18 protein-coding genes and 1 riboswitch are annotated in these 22,162 nt (G+C 43.4%); of the genes, 4 read left to right on the top strand and 14 right to left on the bottom strand.

The window, feature by feature from the left end; all coding sequences use genetic code 11:
* Positions 1 to 312 precede the first annotated feature (312 nt).
* The 7 genes from J2Z37_RS24520 to J2Z37_RS24490 form a co-directional block, all read right to left on the bottom strand.
* Complete coding sequence (locus J2Z37_RS24520) at positions 313 to 573, bottom strand: hypothetical protein (RefSeq protein WP_209812974.1); 261 nt, start codon at positions 571 to 573, stop codon at positions 313 to 315.
* A 241-nt stretch (positions 574 to 814) separates the two neighbouring features.
* Complete coding sequence (locus J2Z37_RS24515) at positions 815 to 1,471, bottom strand: FadR/GntR family transcriptional regulator (RefSeq protein WP_342453886.1); 657 nt, start codon at positions 1,469 to 1,471, stop codon at positions 815 to 817.
* 138 nt (positions 1,472 to 1,609) lie between these two features.
* Positions 1,610 to 3,079 (bottom strand): aldehyde dehydrogenase family protein, encoded by a 1,470-nt coding sequence (locus J2Z37_RS24510; protein ID WP_209812972.1) that lies wholly within the window; start codon positions 3,077 to 3,079, stop codon positions 1,610 to 1,612.
* Between the two features lie 36 nt (positions 3,080 to 3,115).
* Positions 3,116 to 4,963 carry an NAD(P)-dependent oxidoreductase gene (locus J2Z37_RS24505; RefSeq protein WP_209812971.1) on the bottom strand — a complete coding sequence of 616 codons (1,848 nt, stop codon included), beginning with the start codon at positions 4,961 to 4,963 and terminating at the stop codon, positions 3,116 to 3,118.
* Positions 4,964 to 5,009: 46 nt separating this feature from the next.
* Positions 5,010 to 6,293 (bottom strand): TRAP transporter large permease, encoded by a 1,284-nt coding sequence (locus J2Z37_RS24500; protein ID WP_209812970.1) that lies wholly within the window; start codon positions 6,291 to 6,293, stop codon positions 5,010 to 5,012.
* Positions 6,290 to 6,844: a TRAP transporter small permease gene (locus tag J2Z37_RS24495; protein WP_209812969.1), complete on the bottom strand. Its 555-nt coding sequence runs from the start codon at positions 6,842 to 6,844 to the stop codon at positions 6,290 to 6,292. The genes J2Z37_RS24500 and J2Z37_RS24495 overlap by 4 nt, the downstream gene beginning before the upstream one ends.
* A 66-nt stretch (positions 6,845 to 6,910) precedes the next feature.
* Complete coding sequence (locus J2Z37_RS24490) at positions 6,911 to 7,990, bottom strand: TRAP transporter substrate-binding protein (protein ID WP_209812968.1); 1,080 nt, start codon at positions 7,988 to 7,990, stop codon at positions 6,911 to 6,913.
* Positions 7,991 to 8,517: 527 nt separating this feature from the next.
* On the opposite strand from J2Z37_RS24490, the gene J2Z37_RS24485 reads away from it, so the two are divergent.
* The gene (locus tag J2Z37_RS24485) at positions 8,518 to 9,087 is read left to right on the top strand and encodes an FkbM family methyltransferase (RefSeq protein ID WP_209812967.1); all 570 of its coding nucleotides are present in this window, start codon (positions 8,518 to 8,520) and stop codon (positions 9,085 to 9,087) included.
* Positions 9,088 to 10,251: 1,164 nt separating this feature from the next.
* On the opposite strand, the gene J2Z37_RS24480 is transcribed toward J2Z37_RS24485, so the two are convergent.
* The 3 genes from J2Z37_RS24480 to J2Z37_RS24470 form a co-directional block, all read right to left on the bottom strand.
* The gene (locus J2Z37_RS24480; RefSeq protein ID WP_209812966.1) at positions 10,252 to 10,932 is read right to left on the bottom strand and encodes a hypothetical protein; all 681 of its coding nucleotides are present in this window, start codon (positions 10,930 to 10,932) and stop codon (positions 10,252 to 10,254) included.
* Entirely contained in the window at positions 10,880 to 11,881 is a 1,002-nt protein-coding gene (locus J2Z37_RS24475) for a helix-turn-helix domain-containing protein (protein WP_209812965.1), read from the bottom strand. The genes J2Z37_RS24480 and J2Z37_RS24475 overlap by 53 nt, the downstream gene beginning before the upstream one ends.
* A gap of 76 nt (positions 11,882 to 11,957) precedes the next feature.
* Positions 11,958 to 13,505 carry a carbon-nitrogen hydrolase family protein gene (locus J2Z37_RS24470; RefSeq protein ID WP_209812964.1) on the bottom strand — a complete coding sequence of 516 codons (1,548 nt, stop codon included), beginning with the start codon at positions 13,503 to 13,505 and terminating at the stop codon, positions 11,958 to 11,960.
* 201 nt (positions 13,506 to 13,706) lie between these two features.
* On the opposite strand from J2Z37_RS24470, the gene J2Z37_RS24465 reads away from it, so the two are divergent.
* Positions 13,707 to 14,177: a CBO0543 family protein gene (locus tag J2Z37_RS24465; protein WP_209812963.1), complete on the top strand. Its 471-nt coding sequence runs from the start codon at positions 13,707 to 13,709 to the stop codon at positions 14,175 to 14,177.
* A gap of 236 nt (positions 14,178 to 14,413) precedes the next feature.
* On the opposite strand, the gene J2Z37_RS24460 is transcribed toward J2Z37_RS24465, so the two are convergent.
* Genes J2Z37_RS24460 through J2Z37_RS24450 form a run of 3 tightly spaced genes read right to left on the bottom strand, consistent with a single transcriptional unit; the run spans position 14,414 to position 17,158 of the window.
* The gene (locus tag J2Z37_RS24460) at positions 14,414 to 15,991 is read right to left on the bottom strand and encodes a glycine zipper domain-containing protein (protein WP_209812962.1); all 1,578 of its coding nucleotides are present in this window, start codon (positions 15,989 to 15,991) and stop codon (positions 14,414 to 14,416) included.
* Between the two features lie 3 nt (positions 15,992 to 15,994).
* A complete protein-coding gene (locus J2Z37_RS24455; protein WP_209812961.1) occupies positions 15,995 to 16,831 on the bottom strand; it encodes a hypothetical protein in 837 nt (278 codons plus the stop codon).
* A gap of 12 nt (positions 16,832 to 16,843) precedes the next feature.
* On the bottom strand, positions 16,844 to 17,158 hold the full coding sequence (locus J2Z37_RS24450) for a YkgJ family cysteine cluster protein (protein ID WP_209812960.1): 315 nt from the start codon (positions 17,156 to 17,158) through the stop codon (positions 16,844 to 16,846).
* 280 nt (positions 17,159 to 17,438) lie between these two features.
* Positions 17,439 to 17,528: riboswitch (cyclic di-GMP riboswitch) on the top strand.
* Positions 17,529 to 17,683: 155 nt separating this feature from the next.
* Here J2Z37_RS24450 and J2Z37_RS24445 point away from each other — a divergent pair.
* Positions 17,684 to 19,384 (top strand): methyl-accepting chemotaxis protein, encoded by a 1,701-nt coding sequence (locus J2Z37_RS24445; RefSeq protein WP_342453885.1) that lies wholly within the window; start codon positions 17,684 to 17,686, stop codon positions 19,382 to 19,384.
* A 280-nt stretch (positions 19,385 to 19,664) separates the two neighbouring features.
* On the opposite strand, the gene J2Z37_RS24440 is transcribed toward J2Z37_RS24445, so the two are convergent.
* Complete coding sequence (locus tag J2Z37_RS24440; RefSeq protein ID WP_209812958.1) at positions 19,665 to 20,552, bottom strand: LysR family transcriptional regulator; 888 nt, start codon at positions 20,550 to 20,552, stop codon at positions 19,665 to 19,667.
* Between the two features lie 131 nt (positions 20,553 to 20,683).
* Between J2Z37_RS24440 and J2Z37_RS24435 the strand changes: the two genes are divergently transcribed.
* Positions 20,684 to 21,901, top strand: a complete 1,218-nt coding sequence (locus J2Z37_RS24435; RefSeq protein ID WP_209812957.1) for a multidrug efflux MFS transporter — start codon at positions 20,684 to 20,686, stop codon at positions 21,899 to 21,901.
* Positions 21,902 to 22,162 lie beyond the last annotated feature (261 nt).

Raw genomic sequence — 22,162 nt, 5'->3', positions numbered from 1 at the left:
TTTTCTGTGACTCTGTCACGTATACCTCAGATTCGTGACAGGAGACCCTCTTTTTTCTGTAACTCTGTCACAAATACACCAGATTCGTGACAGGAGACTCTCACTTTGCAATAACTCTGTCCCGATTCCAGGGCGAACACGGTAATTCCTGATCCATCCGCCGGTACGATTTGTGACCATGATGATGCTAATGCTCTAGTAGGGGAAGCCGATGATAAAACACATAAAGCTACGGTTGAATACATTGGCTACCATCAAGCATAAACTCATCAAACTCTTGGAAGTTTTTAAATTGCAAGGTTCCTCTGAATGTCACAGTTCTTGAGTATGCCTTTGGATGCCGAAAAACACCGCCGCATCAGAGAAATGAGCGAACAAGCGTTGAAGGTGATGCAAAGAGAGGAGAGCTGGAGCCGCTTGATCGAACAGCATTTTAAAGGTCGCCACGAACTGCTCCGAACCCATTTTACCGAAATGCGGGAAGCGATCCTCTCCAATCACCCAGATCGCATCGTCCAACAGCTTGGCTACATCGCCGTGCAAGGGAGATTGATAGAGCTGACTTCCTGCCATGTATCCGACCATCCCGCTGATGATGCTTCCTGCTATGGTGCCGATTCCCGGAAGAACACTTGTTGCTGCGCATACTGCTTGGCATGAGGATACTGCTCCGATGGAATGGTGATTTCCGCATCATGATACTTTTTCCCCACTCTTTATCCCCAACTAGCTTATTGATGTTTTGCTGGGCGCTTACCTCCGGAGTGGCCGCATCTCCGCGAAATTTCACAGAAAAAGGAGCGATATCCGCTCCTTAATCATTCTCTTTTAATAACTTGATATAGGAATATTCAAAGTGAATGATCATTTTATCTTCCGCAAGTTTAACATCTTTGGCTTTAATTGCTTGATAGATTTCATCATGTTGTAAGGAAGCAATCGCATTATAATTAGGGTCACGTTCGAGGTGCGTTGTTTTGAAATACTCGACACTGTACTGCATTAATCCTGCGATCACTTCCATGACGGCAATCATTAGTGAATTTCCTGTTGCTTCTGTAATACTTCGATGAAAATTGATGTCGGCTTGGATTAATTCCTCTACATTATGGCTTGTTCGTAAGACCTCTAAATGTTTCTCCATCTGTTTAAGCTGTGCCTCTGTTCGGCGTTCCGCTGCCAATTTTGCTGCAAAGGTTTCAAAACAAATACGTATTTCATACAGTTCTCTATGCGGTTCATTGTTTTTCACAAGAAGCATCATCGGAAGCAGCTTCATCATGCTAGAAATGGAGGGTTCCTTTAGAAAGGTCCCTTCTCTTGGTTTCATCTCCAGGAGGTCAATGACCTCTAGAACCTTAAAAGCCTCACGCAAAGAAGAACGACTCACATTTAGAATTTGCGCCAGTTCTCGTTCCGGAATCATTCGGTCCCCCGGCTTAAGTCTTCCCTCTATCATCAGATCCGAGATTTGCCCAATAATTAATTCAAAATTCTTTTTGTTATCTATAGGTTTAAAAATCGTTGGTGTCCCCCTTCACCGATTGATATAAAAAGCCGATTTTCTCATTGATTACTAAGAAAATCGGCTTCATTCTACGAAAGGACCCTAATTATTATAGTCAATGATGATGCTCTTTGTTTGAGTAAAGCTATTCAACATACTTTCTAAGGAATATTCTCTTCCGATGCCGCTTTGCTTATAGCCGCCATAAGCATGGCCGGTCATCATTCCTCCACCGCGATTAATTTGAACCCAGCCTGCTTCCAAGCGATTGGCTGTGGAGATGGCTTTGTTTACATCGTTGGTCCAGATAAAGGCTGCGAGTCCGTAATTGCTTCGGTTGGCCATCTGGATCACTTCTTCCTCGTCTTCCCAAGGAATCACGATCATAACCGGTCCAAAAATCTCTTCTTGAGCCAATCTCCAGCAATCATCTTTGCTTACAAAGATGGTAGGCTCAACGTAATACCCCTCTGCCAACGGACCTTCCGCCGGAGGTAATCCTCCAACGATCAACTCCGCATCCTCATGCTGAATTCCTTCTCGGATATAATTGACCACTTTATTAAATTGCTTCGCATTAATAATCGAACCCATGTCTGTTGCTTCATCTAAAGGATCGCCTACTTTCAGCTGCTGCAATTTGGCCACCAATCGATTTAAGAAAGAATCAAAGATGGATTTGTGCAGATACAGTCTGGAACCAGCGGAGCAGGACTGTCCTTGGCGAGCAAAGCGCATCGCAGAGATGACGTTATCGAGCACTTTTTCATTGTCTGCATCCGGGTAGACGATCTGTGGGCTTTTTCCGCCAAGCTCTAAGGATACAGGGATAATTCGCTCGGCTGCAGCTCTCATGATGCTTTTTCCAGTTGCAGTAGAACCTGTAAAGGTCAGCTTCTGAACCAGCGGATGGTTGGCTAGTGGCGCACCACATTCTGCACCAAATCCCGTAATAATATTGACAACGCCTGGCGGTAAAAACTCGGAACAAACTTTAGCCAATTTCAACACCGTAAGAGGTGCGTCCTCTGCTGCTTTTAGAACAATGGTATTTCCTGTGGTAATTGCGGGAGCAATTTTTAATGCTGCCAAGGAAAGGGGAGCATTCCAAGGGATAATTCCCCCGATGACACCATAGGGTTCACGCTGTGTGTAAGCGAATAAATTATTTTCTACAGGCATGGTTTCGCCTTTTAATTCGCCGGCCACACCGCCGAAGTAGCGGATGATATCACATGCGCCTTTAATTTCCCCTCTGGCCTGGGTCCGAAGCGCATTTCCTGTTTCAGTAGATAGCAGGCGGGCAAAGTCTTCGGCTTGGGCTTCCACCGCATCGGCGATTTTCAAAAGCAGCCTTCCTCGCTCTCTGGAAGGAATCTTTCTCCAGCTTTCAAACGCAGCTTGTGCGGCTTCCACTGCTTTGTTCACGTCAGCTTCCGTCGCCCTTGGTACTTCGGCGATGATCGAACCTCTGCGGGCAGGATTCTCAACTGGGAAAAACTCCTGGTTTACAGCCTCTGTCCATTCTCCACCAATTAACATAAGCTCTCTTACTTTTGTACCTGTTTGCATAATTTTTCCCCTCTCCATTTTAGAATGTATTGTTTTCTAGTTTGAGCTAGCTGTTGCTTCTTCTACGAATTTCACAGATGCCAAATCCTCAATAATTTGGCAAACAGCCGTATGATCGAGGTGACCCTTGCCATGTGACTTAGCAGCTTGGTATAGGTTATAAACGTTGGCACCAATCAGCGATGGAACAGCCGCATGCTGTGTCATTTTGACATAAAGCCCCAAGTCTTTATGCATATGGTTAAGCATGAATTTCACATTTTCATAGGTATTATGGACAATGTTTGGCCCAAAGTACTCCAGCATCCGGCTATAGCTCATTCCCTTGGCAAACACATCAGCCATCATTTCTACGGTTAACCCGTATTTAACTCCCGTCGCATAAGCTTCGCCAAGTGCAACGATGTTGGCTGCACCTAGCATGTTGTGACAAAGCTTCAAGGCTTGGGCTAGTCCGGATTCCCCAATATACGAAATATTAGAACCTACATAATGTAAATAGTGCTCAATTTTCTCGTATTCTTCTTGTGGACCGCTGGCCATGATCGTTAAGGTTCCAGTATCCGCTCCAGCAGGTCCTCCGCTAACTGGGCAATCTAGGAAGGTGGAGTCGTACTGACTGCATACCGCTGCCATCTCATGCACGGTGGTTGGATCGATGGTGCTTAGATCCAAGATTTTAGTGTTGCTTAATAAAACTTCTGCAATGCCTTCTTCACCTAAGAACAATTCCTTCACTTGTACCGGACCAGGTAGGCTCATGAAAATAACCGTCGAAAATTGGGCGACCTCTCTTGGGTGACTAGCGACCAAACCACCCAACTCGCGGATTGTTTCTTTGCCTTTTTCGCAGATATCATAGGCCAGTACTTCACAGCCATTTTTAATCAAGTTCTTCAGCAAGCCCTTACCCATGGCTCCAACACCTATTAACCCTACTTTTTTCGTTTCTTCACGTTCTTCGATGCTAAGTCTTTCAACAACCTTGCCATTATTTTTCACGATTTTTACATTCGCCATATCTTCAATGACTTGGCAAACCGCCGTGTGGTCAAGATGTCCCTTATTCATGTTTTTTGCTGCACTATAAAGTCCATAGGTATTGGTCGAAAGGATGGCTGGGACCCCTGCTTCCTGAGCCATCGTGATGAAGAGCTCTGCATCCTTCTGCATATGGTTCAAGGCGAATTTCACATTTTCGTAGGTGTCTTGTACAATATTTGGTCCGAAATATTGTAAAGTTTTCGTACTCGCCATACTCTTTCCTACTACATCTGCTATGACTTCGACGTTAAGACCATATTTTACCCCTGTTGAAAAGGACTCCCCAAGAGCCACGGTGTTAATGGCACCCACAATGTTATGGCATAGCTTCATTGCTTGAGCCATTCCGGACTCCCCGATATATTTGATATTAAGCCCGACATATTGTAAATATTCCAAAATAATTTCGTATTGTTCTGCTGGACCGCCTACCATAATCGTCAATGTGCCTTGATCAGCCCCAGCTGGACCGCCACTCACTGGACAATCAAAGAAATAGGAATCATATTGACGGCACAATGCCGCTATTTCTCTTGTCGTCTTTGGATCAATCGTGCTTAAATCCATAATTCTGGTATTTGCTTGCAGTACCTCTGCAATCCCTTCAGGACCAGTAAATAACTCCTTCACGATTTGGGGATTGGGTAGGCTTAAAAAGATCACATCGGCATACTGAACAACTTCTCTGGGATGGTTAGCCACCAATCCGCCTATCGCTTTCGTATCCTCTTTTCCCTTTTCCGAAACATCAAAGGCCATGACTTCACAATCATGCTTCATTAAATTTTTGAGCAAGCCTTTCCCCATGTTACCTACACCAATTAAGCCTACTTTTTTCATCTTACTAATTCCTCTTTTCTATGTTTGAGTAACTGCTAGATTCCTTTTAATCCAAGAGAGAAGGAAGATAGGTAATGCTGATTGGGAAGCAGATCATGATGACTAACACGGCAATGATACAAAGAATAAATGGAATCGTCGCTTTGCTGACAGACAATACATCGATATTAGCAATCGACGAAGCCACAAAGAGATTCAGACCGACGGGCGGTGTGAGCACACCGATACTTAAGTTAACGGCAATCATCACCCCGAAGAGAACCGGATCAATCCCTAAGGCCAAAATCGCAGGTAAAAAGATCGGCGTTAAAATCATCAAGACAGATACGGCATCCAAAAACATCCCTGCAACAAGCAGCACGATATTAATCAGCACCAAAACGATGACCGGATTAGTGGATAACGACAAAATATAATTGGAGATCGTCTGAGGGATTTGTTCCCGCGTCATGATCCAAGATAAAAGGCTGGATGCGGAGATAATCACCAGAATCACAGATGAAGTTAGCGCAGCCCGGCCGAATAGTGGGAGCACATCCTTCCAGCGAACTTCCCGATAGATCACGACGGAGAGAAGGAAGGCATAGCCAGCCGCTACTCCAGCAGCCTCGGTGGCGGTGAAAACCCCTGTGACAATTCCCCCCATGATAATAACCGGGAGCAACAACGTAGGAAGGGCTTGCCCTACAATCCGAAAAAATTGCTGAATAGAAATTTTGGCTCCTACCGGGAAATTGTTCTTCTTTGCTACATAGTAGATGTACAAGAAGAAGAATATTCCCATCATAACTCCAGGCACATATCCCCCAACAAATAACTTTTCAATCGAAACCTCGGCAATTACTCCATAGATAATCAAAGGGATACTTGGCGGAATAATCGGTCCAATGGAACCCGCAGCAGCAATCATTCCTGCACTAAAAGCCGTGGGGTACCCGTCCTTCTTCATCGCAGGAATTAATGCACTTCCGACAGCCGCGGTATCTGCTGATGCAGATCCGGAAATCCCTGAGAAAAAGATACTCGTTCCAACCCCTACCATCGCTAAGCCGCCTCGAACGCGACCAATTATCGCTTTAACAAATTCAATTAGCTTTCCTGAGATACTATTGGTGTTCATCAATTCCCCTGCCAAAATGAAGAAAGGAATCGCCATCAGCGGGAAGCTGTCCACACCGATCAGCATTTTTTGTCCGATAATTTCAAAGGGAATTTGACCCGTTGCAAGCCAAACCAAAATCAATGCCCCAACCCCTAGACAGAGGAAAATGGGAACCCCAATCGCGATCGACAAAAAGAAGGAAGTGAAAAATAGAATCATCGTTATCATTGAATCATTTCCTCCTGCACTCTATCGTCTATGGGAAATCGACGATGTCTAGACCGGATACTTTTTACTAATTCTCTAATGGCATAGATCACCATAAGCAGCGAGGATATCGGAATTACGGCATAAACATAGGTCATACTAATTTGCATGCTGGGGGATTTTTGGAATCCGGTAATCTGCATGAGTGTGAGCGTTCCATAGAACATACTGACAAGGAAAGCAATCATCAGCACTCCACGCAAAATGAGAATCCCTTTTCGTGCCCCATTGGATAATTTATTGGTTTTTAACAAATTATCGATTTGAATATGTTCATTTCTGCGCAGGGCAACGGCGGAGCCTAGGAAAGTCATCCAGATCATGAGAAACCGAGAAAGCTCCTCTGACCAGGTAAGTGAGCTCTCTGTAAAAAATCGAAAATACACCTGGGCTAAGATCAGAACCATCATGACGATGAGAATTAAACCCAAGAACCCATTCTCCATCCGCTCTAGAAATTGGGAATAGGCTCCCCCTCGCCCTGAACCTTGCTGCTGCTCGTTATGGACCATCCGATCACTTCCTTTCTTTCTTTTATTTCTGGGGGGCTACACCCCCCTTTTAGTTAGATGAATGTCTTAGTTCCCGCGAATCCGTTTTACCAAATCTTCTAGATCAGGATTGTTTTTAAAGAATTCCTCATAGACAGGCTCAACCGCTTTGCGGAAAGGCTCTAAGTCCGGAGTCGTGATCGTCATTCCTTTATCGATCAATTCTTGCTTATCTTTCTTCTCCCCTTCTCTAAAGATCTGGCGCTGATATTTGGAAGTTTCTTTCGAAGCGTCCTCGATGATCTTCTGGAATTCAGGAGATAGACCTGAGAACCACTTTTCACTTGCAACAATCACATGGGCACCCCACATATGATTGGTTTCTGCCACATATTTTTGAACTTCATAGAACTTACTCGATGTAATGGTTGGGTAAGCGTTTTCTTGACCATCCACAGTTCCTTGCTGAAGGGCAGGATATACCTCAGGGAACGCAATGGTCACTACGTTTGCTCCAATCGATTTGAGGTTGGCAATCGAAATCGGTGCCTCTGGAACGCGGATTTTCAACCCTTTTAGATCTTCGAGTGAATTAATCGGTTTTTTGCTGTTCGTGATTTGACGGAATCCATTTTCCATGTAGGCAAATCCATGAAGTCCCTTTTCAGGTAGATCTTTAATGATCTCCTGTCCAAGTTCACCGTCTAGAACGCTGTCTAAATGCTCATAATCTTTGAATAGGTAAGGAAGGTCAAGCGCATTAATTTTGGGTTCTACGTTTCCTAATACTGGACTCAAGAAGGACATCTCGATTTGTCCAAGCTGAAGCTGCTCAAGAACGTCGCGTTCGCCACCAAGCTGTGCGTTACCGAATACCTCAACTTTGATCTTCCCGCCGCTTTTTTCCTCGACATAAGGCTTAAACTTTTCCACGATCGCACGAGTGGATGGATGGGAGTCCGGGTTGGCTCCTGCAAATTTTATGGTGATCACGTCTCCACTGCCAGCCTTGTTATCTGCTGGTGCCGGTGCGGCTTCCTTTTTATCTGTGGATGGTTGCTGCGGCTGTGCTACTGGAGAACTTGCTGGCGGTTTCGATCCGCAACCTGCCAATAATGCGATAGATAATACCGAGGTAACCCCAATGCTTAAAGATTTTTTTATCATGTGTTTGTTTGCCCCCATCCTCACTATTTGTTGTTAAATAATTGCGGTTATTCAGTAAATTCAGTAGATGTTTCATACCAGATCCTTCGTAAACTTTCCTCACAATCTTCCTTTACTTAGGCTTGTCTTTGTAATTTAGTGGAATTTTTACCCCCCTCTTTTGCTTGACAACCATTCTTGGTAGTTTGGTCATACCAAGTCTACGATTAAATCTTGGTTATTTGGTCATACCAAGCAACCAACTTTAAAATCAATTGTAGTTTGTTTTTTTATTCTAGTCAATATATTGTAATAATTTATAAATTTGTTTTTTTATTTTATATTTTTAATAGTTGTTTAAATAACTTATGGAACTTTGGAAAAATAGCATGATCATAATCATCCATAAGATAGCTTGGAAGAATACGATAAAGCTCATCGCCGTCTCAGGTCATAACAGACGTATCGTCTGCGGACTTTCCCCAATCCTATGATTTTCTACTGAATATACTATTTTAAGTGAAAATAATGGAGGGATGTCCAACAGAATGAATATTTTTCTTGATATTCACCCCGGAGATATTGTCATGGATTGCGGAGCAAATGTCGGTAAAATAACACAAAAATTTGCAGAACGAGGGGCCTTTGTCTATGCCTTTGAACCAAACCCTCGTGCATTTGAGGTCCTTAGCCAAAAATTCGTTCATAACCCAAATGTCGTTTGTATTCAGAAAGGTGTATGGGATCGCAACACTGTCATTTCCCTTTATCATCACAAGGAATATGATCAAAACCCTTTACATTTTTCAGAATCATCCTCTATTTATTCTTCCAAAATAAATATGGATCAACAAAATTCTATTAAAATCGAAGTGATAGACTTGGCAGATTTTATTTATAAAATAAACAAACCAATTAAGCTTCTGAAAATGGATATAGAAGGCGCCGAGTATTATGTATTAATTAAACTAATTAGAACACGCCTATATCTCAAGATCCAAAAAATTATTGCGGAAACCCACGCCGATCGTATCCCTGAATTAAGAATGAAAGAAAATGAATTAATGGAACTGATCCGGAAAAATAAAGTGGATAATATTGATTTGAGTTGGATTTGACTCTAATAGAGGGAGTTATTCGACTGTGGTCAGCCACCTATCGAAGGGGAAGTGCACAGCGTTTCGCAGTCAGTGGGCAAAAATCAGCTGGTTTTCTGACAGGGGGCTGCTTTTTTTCTTGAGCCTGTCAGATATCGGTCGGTTTTCTGACAGAGTGCTGCCTTTTTTCCTTAAGCCTGTCAGGAATCGACCGCTTTTCTGACAGGATGCTGCCTTTTTCTCCTTGAGCCTGTCAGGAATCGACCGCTTTTCTGACAGGATGCTGCATTTTTTCCTCGAGCCTGTCAGAAATCAGCCAGTTTTCTGACAGGGGGCGGCCTTTTTTCCTTGAGCCTGTCAGGAATCGACCGCTTTTCTGACAGGGGGCTACGCTTTTTCCTTGGGCCTGTCAGGAATCGTCCGGTTTTCTGACAGGGGCTGCCTTTTTCTCCTTGAGCCTGTCAGGAATCGGCCGGTTTTCTGACAGGGGGCGGCCTTTTTTCCTTGACCCTGTCAGATATCGGCCAGTTTTCTGACAGGAGGACTGCCTTTTTTCCTCGAGCCTGTCAGGAATCGGCCGGTTTTCTGACAGGGGGCGGCCTTTTTTCCTCGAGCCTGTCAGGAATCGACCGCTTTTCTGACAGGGGGCAGCTTTTTTTCCTTGAGCCTGTCAGATATCGGTCGGTTTTCTGACAGGGTGCTGCCCTTTTACCCTCAATCCTGTCACAAATCAACCGGTTTTCTGACAGGGGACTGCTTTTTTTCCTTGATCCTGTCAGGAATCGGCCGGTTTTCTGACAGGGGATTGCCTTTTTACCTTGAACCTGTCAGAATCCGGCGCTTTTTCGATCCCACCAACTGCGATAATCCTCATATGATAAATAGGCGGTATAAGGGGGGATTTACCCTGTCAATTCCTTGTGAATTAACCGGAGATTTTCCGCCTATTATTCCGATCCCCTGGTTTTAGTGGGAAATAAGCGGATAATCTCCGACTATCGTCCGAGAAGTTGCGTAGAATACACTTTTCCCCAAGTTTAATCGGAAAAAGTCCGCTTATTGAAACCGCGACAGGCTCCCAGAACCCCTCCCCCGCTCCCAAACAACAAAGGGCTGCCCCCCTGTTTTGGTTTGGCACCCCTTATCGCTTTTTATCGTCTACGATCATCCGCCCAATCGCCTCATCTAGTCTAAATAAAGATCTGACAATCTTTTATTCACCGTTGCTAAACTCTCAAACAAAAAATATCTCCCTAATGCTTCCATATGATCAAAAACCAACTCGGAGAATATTTTTATCTTTTCGTCCTCAAAGCCCATTTCCACAAATAACGGGAAGAGGCTTTCTAATGAACCATTTCTTAAAAATAAACTGTTAAGAAGTCCCTTTACGATGGAGATGATTTGTTTCGCCTCTTCCTGGCTAGAAAGTTGCATTTTTTGTTGGAGTTGTTCGGGTGAGTGATACAGGCGAGTGACAAAAATATCATGAATAACGGTTGATGTGATCCGGTGAAACTCGTCTGCAGAAACTTCGCGTAACAAGCTAGAGTTAAAATACAATTTTAAGTAACGGTTAACTAATGCGGTCATTTTTTTTACAAGCAAGGATTCGGTTAATCCTTGATCATGGAGGTCATCTTGTATTTCCTCAACATCTCTTCCTTTTAGAAGGTTCTGTTGTATCACATCCTCCAAGGTGTTAAAAAACGGGAGAACTTCATCGTGATACTCACTTAGATAATGAAAAAAGAAATTCCGGCCTTGGTTGGTGCTTTCTAAAAGTTCTTCTTGCTGATCCAATTCTAGTTTTCTAAACCAGTAGCTTAGATCCGTCAAATAACTTAGATCCTTTTCTATGGACACCACTGCTATCACCTTTTCGTGTAAAATAATCCTCTAAAATCAGACTATCTCCCTGATCCTCTCGAGCTAAATAATCTTCACCAACATTCGTATTTAAATAGCCTATAATCCGATTGGCACCTGCACTTTTTGGGAGCTTGGGGGCTTTCCGTAGATGGGAAACCCTGCCTCCTCCTATCAGGACTGCAATCTCATCCGAACTGTCTTTTGCGACATGACGTTCAGCGTTTCCAGCATAAACCGTTCTATTTTTAGCTTGCTTCCAACTATTCTTGTATTTGACCTGGTTTGATGTGAAATCATGATAGAAATTGAATATCACCTGGTCCAGGGAATTCTCCAATGGCTTCTCTCGCTCTGTCTCTTTCTTGTGTTCGACTTCCATTGAATCCTTGTGATCAAGGACTTTTTCTTCAACGGTAACGCCAATCTCCGAATAATGGCCGATGACTTCTTTACCTAAAGGGGAGATCGTGTACCATCGTTTCTTCCCTGCCGGGATTACATAAATGAGGTCCTTGAGTCTTAATTCTCGCAAAACATTACTAACCAATTGCTTATTGTTGATTTCAAGGGCCGTATTGATTTGACTGGGTGTGACCTGTCCTTCATGAAAAATGTACGTAAGAAGCTTTTGTTGATTCTGTGTTAATTGCTGGACCTTTTCTTCAACCTCTCTTGGAAGGCTGAGGTAATTGGCGATTTCAATCATGGCATGAATTTTACCGAGGATGTAGCTCTTTTTTTGCAGCTCATTCTCATCCTCTACTTCATCAAGAAATTCCACTTCCAGGAACTTGGTGATATGTTCAATATGGGAGAAATCCTTTTTCCAAACACATTCAGCAAAAAATTTCTCAATCGTGCTGATATCGCCATCCGACTTTTCGAGGTCTTCATTAAACCTTGTCTTTACATTCATGAGAATGTCAACCATTTGCTCATTCATGGGATATCACCTCATAGTACATTAATAGTACACTCCTTTCTATTATACACCAATCCGGATGCGATATAACCCATTTTTATGAAAGAGTAAACATATTTCCTATCGTTTCTACATAGTCACTTTCCTCACTGCTAAATAAGGCAAAGCTAGGGACATTCACCACCACTCTCTTTCCACTTGCACTACCGTTGACCCCTAGATTGTTACAGATCATGGTAACGGCCTGGTTTTTCTCACTCACCTCATGGATGACGCGAAGAAATTTACCACGACCCGGATTCGGCGTCATCGCCATCACTAAAACAAAATCGACATGGTAATCAATCAGCAGATTGGTTAAATCCGTATTGAGTATATCGACACAGATGACCACCGCTATTCTTCCATAGACCGTTTCCAAAAGGGTGATCACCCTCACATCATAGGCATTCATCTCTAAACCAGGGTGGCGATTGAAAGGTTCTGCATGCTTATCGTCTTTTGGATAAATGAAACGGTTCATCTTTACTACCTGTGCCAATGGCTTGTCACTGCCATTCAGGATTTGAGCATAGTTGTAGATGGGATCCGGATCTACCGTTTCATTGATGATCGCCGATTTCCTTTCGTGGAAGGACCCAGATAAAACCATTTCGATGGTATTCTTGGAGATGTTCTTTATGCGATGTTCCTTTAACAGCTTGTTCAACTGCTTTTGTAAAGGCAACGGAGTAAACAGCTCCGGCAATAAAATAAAATGGGGATTCTGATCCAATAGTTTTTTAAACCTCCCCACTACCTCCGCGTAGTATTCGTTCGGATTTGCAGGCCCTTCAAAGAAAAAAGGAACGCGATCCCCTTTTATATCTTCTGTTTTGATTTGGTAATCACGGTGCAAATCAAATTTCCCCGGCAGAAACCCTATTTTTAAATCTTTGAAATCGGCCTGCAGGTCACTAAATTTGAGCGATCGGGTTCGAACATGGTGGACACGATAAGGATAATGATGGTTGGCTTTCACTAAATGAAAGTTTTCAATATAGTTTCTTAATAAAAGATAGTTGGGATCGGGTTTTAGATGATCCTTTCGCTCCTTTAGAAACGTGTGCAGCTTGGCCGTTCTCTTATAAAGCAAATTCCCACGTACCGTTTGAATCGGGAGACTACTCTTCGCTTTGCATTCATATTCTCTTTTTAAGGTATAGAAATGATTATCCAAAACAAATAACCATACAAAAAGGTAAACGAGCAATGCTTTGCCATCCTCGGTTGCTTGCACATCTTCATGAAATTGCTTTAAAAAATCGGTTTGATCGATGTCTAAATCATTTGGATTCTGGTACTTGTTGATTTCCTGTACTTTCCATTTTCTATCAATCAAATTCCAGTATTGTTCATATAGTTCAGGTCGTTCATCGACAATTTGCTCATAGTAAGCGGTATTTTCATTATTTAATAGGTAATAGAGATTCGCGTAAAAATCAAGAATGGTTTTCATCTCGATTCGATTCTCACAGGAACAGCCGTCTTCACTGCAGTCCTTTGTAGCATGATAAAAATCAATTTTAATTACCTTTTTACAAAAGATCGCGCTTTTTATGGTATCTAAATCTGCCTTTTGGCTTTGGTAAGTTTCGAAAAACACGTTATGCAACTCCCTAGTTTCTATAACTACCCAACATATACCATTTTACAAGGTTGTAAATGTAGTTTAAATAGGGAAAGTAAATGCTATCACATCTGGATATATATAAAGAAAACTATTTTTTATTTAAACGATAGTTCGGAGGAACTTTGGCCTATTAAATTGAATACTCTCTTAAATAATAAATTAGGGTGAAAATCGATGAGAATTGAATCTATTGTTGAATTATTATCATGGGTAGTGATGATCGCGCTACTTCTTATCTTTGTGCCTAAAAAGAAGTTACGGGAAGCACAGATTATTTTTCTTATTCAGCAAGTAATGACTTGGCCTTTAGGTTTTTTAGTTGCGGAAATGAACTTGATCGAGTATCCTGTTCGTTTTTTTGAAAACGCCAGCCGTACAAGCTTTACATTTGAATACTTTGTCTATCCTGCCATTTCTGTTCTATTTGTATTGTATTATCCAAATAAACAAGGTTTGGTTAAAAGGACATTGTACTATGCATCTTACTGCACTGCCATAACTGTCATTGAAGTGTTCCTTGAAAAATATACAGATCTAATCGTGTATAATAGTTGGAATTCATACTATACTTGGTTGGGTCTTTTTGTAACTTTTTATTTAAGCAATAGGTATTACCGCTGGTTCTTCAGATGTTATAAAAGCTAAAAGTCTGGTTAACTCAACTTTGGGTTAAAGGTGCCTCCGAAGGCCACTGCCATTTGCCCAAGCTACTAAAACGCTCCTCTCCGTCCCTTATAGCTAGATTTCCATAATCCATTGACGAAACGTGTTCGTTGCAGCATCAATCTTTTCAAAAGTTTCCTCTTTCTCCAATTCGTACTCTGCTGTGATCAAAGCTGACGCTTTAGCTCAGTGATGGGGTCAGTTAGTGAGGTGAAGCGTTACAGCTGAAAACTTATGTTGTCATCGAGCATAAACTCATCAAACTCTTTGAAGTTTTTAAACTGCAGGGTTCCTCCGAAAGCCACGGCGATGTGGCCAAGCTGCTGGACGATGCGATCCGGCTGATTGGCGAGGATCGCTTCTCGCATTTCGGTGAAATGGGTTCTAAGCATTTCGTGGCGATCTTTAAAATGCTGTTCGATTAAGCGTTCCAGCTCTTCTCTCTCTTTTTGCATCACCTTTAACGCTTGTTCGCTCATTTCTTTGATGCGGCGGTGTTTTTCGGCGTCCAAAGGCATCGCTAAGAACTGCAAGGTAGATTGATAGAGCTGACTTCCTGCCATGTATCCGACCATCCCGCCGATGATGCTTCCGGCTATGGTGCCAATTCCCGGAAGAACCAGGGTCCCCAGTATGGCACCAAGCTCCGCCCCATAGGTGGAAGCGATGATCCCGGTTCCTTTTTCCCCGAGTTCTACCATGAGTTCTTTGGAATCGATATCCCCATCGATATAGCGCTTCACAGACTTCCCGACCTCTAAGGTGGTGGAAACAATCAATGCGGGAGCATTCCCTTTGGAAAGGGAGGTGGCCAGGCTTTTCCCGCCTTCATGGACGATTCGCTTGCTTGCCTCTTGCATGCCGGCCTTAACCAACGAACCGCCTGCTGACACAACATAGCTTACTGCCGCTCCTTTTGCTGTATCCACCGCCGTATCGACAATGGCTTCGCCGACCTCTTTTTCACCATTGATCACCGAGGTCAGATTCCTCGCTCCGGAAAAGGCCCCAGAAAACACAGCACCTGCTTTCGCCTGTTCGAGCCCGCCTTGGTGGGCCGTTTTCAAGCTTTGTCTAATCGTTACCTTTTCTGGTCGCAGACGCAACTCGATCGCTTGTTCGCTGGAGATCCCGCTGTCCTTTAGATTTTTGGACATCTGATCGTAGCGGCTGGCTTTTTCCTGCAGCATGTCCGCTTTCGCATAGTCCCCGTTATTCCGCAGTTTATCTGCCTGAGCAGAAAGTTTTTCTGCTTGTTGCTGCGCATACTGCTTGGCATGAGGATACTGCTCAGATGGAATGGTGATTTCTGCATCATGATACTTTCCCCACTCTTTATCCCCAACTAGCTTATTGATATTTTGCTGGGCACTTTTTTCCGGAGTGGCCGCATCTCCGCGAAATTTCATTTGGGATCCGCTTTTGACATTCGCTTGATCATCGAGTCGGAGATGATCAAATTTCTGGTCGTTTTTCATCCCCAGATTGTCGGTCCGCCTGACTCGATCAGCGTTTCCGTTCAGGATATTTTCAGCATTGCTCTTGCTCTCGTAAAAGATTTCCGCTGAAAAGCCAGACTGTTGCTTGATGTTCTGGTCGTAGTAATCCGGATGGACCCGGGAATTCTTAATATCCTGCAAGCCTTTTCGAACTACTTTCCCCGCAGCGTCCTGCTCTCCAAAATAACCGTCCACATACTGGAAAACGGCATCCCCATAGCGATTCACGTTTTCTGCTGCCTGTTGGGCTAAAACCGTATTTTCCGCCGTCTTTCTTCGCTCCTTCTTCTTATCCATAACCTACCTCGCTTGCTCCAAGTAGGCTTGAGCCGTTTTTAAAGCCTGCCCTGATTTGGGATGGAGTTCCCCGCCGCGGTCGGATACAAGCGGAGCGTCAATCAGGTGCTTGATGGTTTTGGCAAATTCAGCGGTGACGTAGACTTGCTTACGTACTTCCTGTCCATATTTGGAATAATCCGTGCCATAACGGTTCATGTTTCCTTCCATTTCCTGAAGGGCAAGTATGAACAATTCGTTTAAGGTGTGTGCCACCTGATGCATCTCCTGAGCGTGCTTCCCCAGTTTGACCAGCTTTAGCTGTGCTTTTTTTACTTTTTCCGCTTGAACCTTTAGTTCGGCTAAATTCGCTTCCGCTTCTTCGATCGCATATTGGAGCTTAACCCCTTTGATTAAACTGCCGATGAAATAAGCGCCACCGCCAACCACGCCCAAGACTGCCCCTTTGACAGCAGCTTCGCTTTCCGTCCCCAGGCTTTTGCCAGAGCTGTTCAGCTTGTAATCCAGCGTAAAGCGTTCAATATCCTTGATTTGGTCCAAGGATAAATCCTTGCTTTCCTTGAAATCGACCTTCTTCAACTTGCCAAAGCTATCGACAAAGCGTTGCAGCGAATACTGAGTCAAATCCCGCTTAAAAGCGACCCATTCGTTGACTTGCTCTTCAGTCTTTTTTTGTGCGTTTTGATAGTTTCGATCTGTCTTTTCTGCTAGATTCTTGATTTTATTGTTGATTGACTCCAATTCTTCCTCATAATCACGATTCACAGCCTTGGCTGCTGCCCCTGCGACTCCCGTCACAGCAGCCACCGCAACACCTGCTAATATAAACGGCAATGGCATAACAATCTCCTCCTATTTTGGTAAACTTGTTAATTTGACCTGTTTCTCTTCAGGAAGGCCGGCAGAGATCTGAAGGTTTTTGCAGACCTTCAAGTTCTCCAAATAAAACTCGTCTCGGCTAAAATGCTTCGAGTAGACTTTTTCAAACATCTGATCAATTCGACAGATTTCAGGACGCTCTTCGTAAATCGAGCACCGATTGTCAACAAGGTGCATGCAGGTCCCATCCCCGCGGTCATAGGCAGACAGTTCCGTCACAACCGAAATCCTCTGGCAACATAACCCGCAAGACGTGCAGGGGAAGGGATCATGGTTGAAAGACATCATGGATTGACCCCTATGCATCGATTATTTTTTGCGTACTTCCCTAATTTGACCAAAAGGATTCATCTGAATAATGCATCCCGTATTTTTCTTGGTCCGACACATTGATTCCCCCTCAAAAATGATAGATTTACGCAAAAATATTTATAGGTAAATTATACCATAGACTAGGTGGTAGGAGTTTTATGCTAATCTTATGTATTAAATAATAGTTACTAAAAATTACAACAATCGACAAATTTAGGTCTTTTATAGTACAATCTTTTAGTGCATTTGAACTAAATTAAAATAAAGGCAAACTTATTGAAAAATAAGGACGCAAAGCTATGGGTCTAAGGTTCCCTAAAGGAATGATGATTGCCAGGCTGCCGTATAAGTTTAAAGGCAGCCGTATAGTAGGCTGCCTTTTCGTTGTTAAGGAGGTGAAAGTAGTGAATGAGGATGTCTTAAAAGGAGTCATTTTACGTACTTCCATTGAATTACTTGAAAATTTGAAAGATCAGCTAATAAAGGAAGGAATATAACAAAATGAGTACTATGTTGAGAATAACTATTCGTAAAAAATTAATTTTTTCTTTCTTATTTATGGCTATCCTAATAGGGATTGTCAGTTTGATATCCAATACATCTCTAAATCAAGTGAATAGCTCCTACACGGATATCGTCGACAGAAGATCCACATTGCGCTTTAATGCGGCGATGATTAAGGCACATTCAGCCCAAGAGACTAGTAGTTTACGAGCTTACCTTTTAGATCAAGATCCATCCAATCTGGAAAAACTTCAACAATCAAAACAAGAGTTAGATAAACTTGTTGGTGATTCAACGCCCATGATTGTAAAAGAAGATTTCAGACAAATGATGCAAGAGATTGGAACGCTAAACAGTGAGTATTTTACCAAAGCTGAACAAGTGATCCAACTGGCGGATACGAACCTTGAAAAAGCCAGATCTATGGCAATACAAGAGGTCATTCCACTAGGACGCAGTATACGGGACAAAGCGGATGCCATTGTAGAACGTCAAATCAATGAAATGGACTCAGATAAACAAAACACGTTACAAATCGTAGAGGGTTCTACAAGATTGATCATGATCATAAGTGTTATAGCGATCTTGGTTGCTATTTTACTTGGTTCATTGATCTCCCAATGGTTATCACAGCCTATTATCCGCCTTACCCAAGCCTCTAAACGTTTGGCAGAGGGGGATTTAACTGGGGAAGAAATCCAAGTTAAAACGAAAGATGAAATGAAGGATTTAGCGAATGCCTTCAACCAGATGGGAAGAGATTTACGAGAGCTAATTGGCCATGTTGGCAATACCACGGATCAGGTGGCTGCATCCTCTGAAGAATTAATGGCGAGTGCAGAAGAGACAAGTAAAGCAACGGAACAAATATCGACAGCGTCCCAGGAAGTGGCTACGGGCAGCGAACGTCAAGTACATAGTGCACAAGAAGCGCAACATGTTGTCGCTGAGATCTCGGAAGGAATGAACCAAGCCGCTGTGTTGATTCAAGCGGTTGCTGATGCTACAGTTAATGCCAATCAGGCCGCCCAACAAGGGACCCAAGTGGTTCAACAAACCATAGATAAGATGAATACCATCCAATTGAAAGTAGAATCGACATCACAGGTGGTCCATACACTCGGGGGAAAATCGGAAGAGATTGGACAAATTGTATCGTTAATTACAGAAATCTCTAATCAAACGAATTTGTTAGCCTTAAATGCTACCATTGAAGCCGCGCGGGCAGGCGAGCACGGTCGTGGATTTGCTGTTGTGGCTGATGAAGTAAGGAAATTAGCGGAACAATCAGGTACAGCTTCGGAGCAGATTCGCAGGTTGATCATCGAAATCCAAAAGGAATCACAAAATGCTGTATTATCCATGAACGAAGGAACTATTGCCGTCGAAGAAGGGATTCAACAAGTCCATCAAACAGGGGAAAGCTTTAACTCTATTACCAGGATGATTGAGGGTGTTGCAGCCCAATCCCAAGAGGTTTCAGCTATCGTTGAAGAAGTGAATGCAAGTTCACAAGGAATGGTGAATATGGTGGAGAATATTTCCTGTATCTCAGAACAATCGTCTCAAAACATGCAGAATATGGCAGCTTCCTCTGAAGAACAGCTTGCTTCCATGGAGAATATTTCTGATTCCGCAACCTCTCTTGCCCAAATGGCTGAGGACTTACAACGACTAGTATCCAAATTTAAAGTTTAATTGGTTGGTATACAGACCCCACCCTATCCTTTGAGATCGACTCAAAAGGAATGGATGGGGTTAGTTTAAATTAGCAGAGACACTTCGGGATTACCCGATCGACGATGGCTTGATGCTCACCAACAACGCGGACGACGGACATAGGACCCTTGAGTTATACCCCATCCCGTATCTGGTGGGTCGCCCCAAAAAAATCGACCGTAAAGACCAAAAAAGTGACCGTAAGTCCACGAAAAACGACCGTAAATGCTATCGTGGTGGAAGGAAGAAAGGGGTTCGGTCACTTCCCATTAATCTGTGCAAAATAATCGATGATAAATTGGCGAAACTCTCGTGCTGCGATAGAATGGTAGCGATCTTCTTTCCAGGCTAAGGTAATAATCCGCTCAAACTTAGGTTCTTCGATTCGGACGGGGACGACGCTGGAATCTCCGATATAGCGAAAGGCAAAGGAGGACACGAAGGAGATTCCTAATCCGGATCCGACTAATCGAAGTTTGGATACCTGTTCGTCAATTTCAAAAGCCAGATTGGGTTTAAATCCTGCTTGCAAACAGAGAGAATCCGTTAGATCCCGCATCGGGTTTCCTAATCTTAGGTTGATGAATGGTTCCTCGGCTACCTCTTTTAAATGGATGCTTTCCCGGCCTGCTAAGCGATGTCCAGCGGGTACGATGAGAAAGATTTCATCTTTCATTAATACCTCTTGATTGATCCCGGGTCTTTCAAAGGGGATGGTCGATAAATACAAATCAATTTCACCGCTCTCCAGTTGAAGGAGCATCTCCTCTGGTGAACGTTGTTGTAAACGAAATCGCACATGGGGATGGTCCACACGAAAAGAACCTAACAGATCCCCTAACAAAGCAGAAGAGGTGACGGCCAAAGAAATATATCCATGTTCTAACCCGGCCAGATTGGCCACTTCCTGTTGCCCCGCATTCAAAACGGAGAAAACTTTATCCACATGCTGCAGGAATACCTTCCCATATTTATTCAGTCGGATCTGCTTTCCCTTTCGGTCAAAAAGCGGGACGCCAAGTTCATGTTCTAATCGGGCAATGGTTTGACTTAACGAGGGTTGGGCAATGGAAAGCTCATGGGCTGCACGCGTCATGTGCTCATAACGGGCAACGGTTTGAAAATATTTTAACTGAAGTAACTCCATCAAGACACCCCCTATATAGGTTCAAAGCTATAAGACCATAATAAAATAAATATTGGATTTAATATACGGATCGGATTACATTTAACATATAACAATTTATCCTGACAAATACAAAATATGAAGGTGTTTAGATGCCACTCTGGAAAAGAAATCTCATCGTTTGTTGGCTGGGATCCTTTATTACTGCTTCAGGAATGAGCCAGGTCACCCCTTTTCTTCCCCTTTATATTGAGGAACTGGGTATTCATGACACAGCATCCATTGCCAGGTGGGCTGGGATTACATTTGGTGCGACATTCTTTTTTTCAGCCATTGTTTCACCAATCTGGGGGCGTGTTGCAGACAAATATGGTCGAAAACCGATGCTGCTTCGGGCAAGTTTGGGTATGGTGGTTATCGTTGGCCTGATGGGACTTGCGCAAAATGTCTATCAGTTAGCCGGTCTTCGATTGTTGATGGGACTTATTTCAGGTTTTATTCCCGCAGCGATCACGCTCGTGGCCACGCAGACGCCAAAAGAGCATGCGGGCTGGGCATTAGGCACATTATCAACAGGAATGGTCAGTGGAATGCTGCTGGGACCTCTGATTGGGGGATATTTGGCAGGAACGATCGGGATCCGGAATGTGTTCTATGTCACGAGTGGGTTGCTTCTGCTTTCTTTTCTAGCCTGTCTCCTTTTTATAAAAGAAGATTTCACACCATCAAATAAGGCGAGTCTCTCTTTTCATGAGGTATGGTCGGAGATCCCGAATACGAAAGTGATGATATCGATGTTTATCACCACCTTCATTCTCCAACTTGCGAACATGTCCATCAATCCGATCATTACGATCTATATTAAACAGCTATCACAGCATTCCAATCATATCGAACTCATCTCTGGCATCATTATATCAGCAGCAGGCTTAGCCAATATTTTGGCCGCACCGTGGTTAGGGAAGCTATCCGATAAAATCGGCGCGAGAAAAGTACTTTTCGTTTGCCTGATTTTCGCCGGACTCACTTTCATTCCACAAGCTTTTGTACAGGATCCATGGCAGCTGATGGGGCTGCGCTTCTTATTAGGGCTTGCCACAGCAGGATTATTGCCATGCATCAACACACTGGTTAAACAACTCTCCCCCCCTTCGATCACAGGGAGAGTATTCGGATACAACCAATCCGCCCAAAACTTTGGAAGTTTATCAGGTGCCGTATTGGGCGGTCAAATCGCTGCCATGTTTGGCATTCAATACGTGTTCTATTTCACAGGCGCTTTGCTATTATTAAATGCACTATGGGTGTACACAACGACGAAATATCAATGGACCTCCAAAATGGAGAGCCCGCAAGTGAGTGTTAAGTAGCTTGGAGGGAATTTCAGTGAAGGGGATAGACCCGATTTCTGACTGGGGGTTGCCCTGTTCCCTTGATCCAGTCAGGAATCGGGCGGTTTTCTTACAGGTTGCAGCTTTTTTTCATTGACCCCCGCAATCATCCCCATAGTGAGTAATCGTGACAGTGCCTATAGAGGCTATACAGTCCGCCCTATTTTGTGATGGACCCAGAAGACCTTATTTGGTTCAGACTCCCCTTTTCTTGAGGTGATCCGGACTCAGATGACCTTA

This window comes from Ammoniphilus resinae, from assembly GCF_017873965.1.
GTDB lineage: Bacteria > Bacillota > Bacilli > Aneurinibacillales > RAOX-1 > Ammoniphilus_A > Ammoniphilus_A resinae.
Note: the sequence above shows the minus strand (reverse complement) of the source record. Positions and strands in the feature narration are given on the sequence as shown.